Here is a 1,780-nt window from a genome sequence, read left to right as displayed (position 1 = left end):
TAAACATTCCTGTTAAGGCTAAGAAATGGCCTTTGTCAAAAAAGGAGCGCCTCGGTATGATGGATTTGTCGACGGGTTCGTAACCCAATACCATCAAGGAGGCGCTCTTACTTATGAAGTTTAAACAATCTAACGGACAAAATCAACGAATAGAACGAATTACTACATCTCATCTTGTCGTGGGTATCGACATCGCTAAGGATACTCATGTAGCACAAGCAACAAATTTTCGTGGCATAGTGCTCTCTAAGCGGCACCTATCATTTTCAAATACAATTGAAGGCTTCGAAAAATTAATGAGATGGGTTGAGGGAATCGGGCAAAAAAATTCTTTGAAAGGGCTCATTATTGGTATGGAGCCGACAGGACATTACGGATTAAACTTGGCAAATTGGCTCTCTGATAAGGGGAAAAGCGTGGTTATGGTGAATCCGGCTACCACCAAACGAAACAAGGAGAACCGCGATAATTGCCAATCTAAAAATGATCCTAAAGATGCACTAGTTATTGCTGACGTGATCAGCCGAGGTTTCTACTATGAATACTCACGACAGGCCGTTGTCTTTCAAAGGTTGAGAACTATTATGAGTGATCGGGAATACTGGGTTACGAACAGCGTGCGGCTGCAAAACCGAATCATCCGATGGATAGACATTCACTTCCCTGAGTATTTTTCTGTGTTTAAAGATTGGACCTGTAAACGTTCCATGGCCACACTTCGGGAATTCCCTTTCCCGCAGGAAGTAGAGACTTTATCTGTCTCAGATGTAATTACAAGTTGGAAAGATCATATGCAGCGAGCCGGTGGTTCTACGGGCATGCAGAAAGCTGCACAGCTCATTTCTCAAGCAAAGAGAAGTGTAGGCGATACGACTGCTGCTAATGAATCGAAGCAGGATCTGAGGCGTCTATTACAAGAATTTGAAAGGAATTCTGAAATATTAGATAGCATTGAGAAAGATATAAAAGAGTTGCTAAGCGAAATTCCAATAGCTGATCAACTTCGCTCTATCAAAGGACTAGGCTCAATCTGCACTGCAGCGATCCTTTCAGGAGCTGGTGACCTAAGACAATACGTACATGGGCGTCAACTTTTGCGTAAAGCTGGCCTGAATTTAGCTGAAAGCACGTCAGGGAAACGTAAGGGCCAGATTATTCTCTCTAAAAGAGGCGATGCAGCACTGCGAAAATATCTATATTTAGCTACGGTCCAACTCGTAGGAAACAATCCTGTGTTCCAAAAATTGCATGAGAATAATGTTCAAATCAAGCATATGAAGAAGCAACAGTCTGTATTTAAACTACTTGGAAAACTAGCAAGAATTCTTATTAGCATTGTTCAGAAGGGAGAAACTTTTTCTCCTGAGATAGCTGCCCCAGCATTTATGCAAGCTGCTTAAGTCGAACTCAATCACGTGGATTGACTCATTCGCAGGATTCAAAAAGAAAGCACGGAGAACCGAGCTACTGCCCGGCAAGGGCTTTTGACCCATCCGCTAAACGCTATCGGTCTCCACGCCTTGGTCAGGTGTAACGAAGGAATGTAAGGGTATAGACCCGTCGAGCCATGGGATGGTAAGCACCAAGGAAAAAGTGGAGTATGCGTGCAGAATTAAAGCACTTGGAGAAATGTACCAAAGCCTTTCTTCTGTTCCCGCATGTCCAAAATTGGAACGACGGAGTTTAATAAGCTTACTTTCAGAACGACAACTGTTATCCAGGGAAACGGAATCCTGCGAATGAGTGAGTAAAAGTGAGATAAACCCTTAAAACCGAGGGA

The 1,780-nt window shown here is 43.1% G+C and carries 1 protein-coding gene; it reads left to right on the top strand.

Features of this window, described 5'->3' with window-relative positions; translation table 11 throughout:
• Window positions 1–113: 113 nt before the first annotated feature.
• A complete protein-coding gene (locus tag AB4114_RS35705) occupies window positions 114–1,400 on the top strand; it encodes an IS110 family transposase (RefSeq protein WP_441992670.1) in 1,287 nt (428 codons plus the stop codon).
• Window positions 1,401–1,780 lie beyond the last annotated feature (380 nt).

The sequence above is a fragment of the Paenibacillus sp. 2RAB27 genome, assembly GCF_052115445.1.
Lineage (GTDB): Bacteria > Bacillota > Bacilli > Paenibacillales > NBRC-103111 > Paenibacillus_E.
The sequence above is the reverse complement of the archived record's forward strand: the minus strand, read 5'-3'. Positions and strand labels throughout refer to the sequence as shown.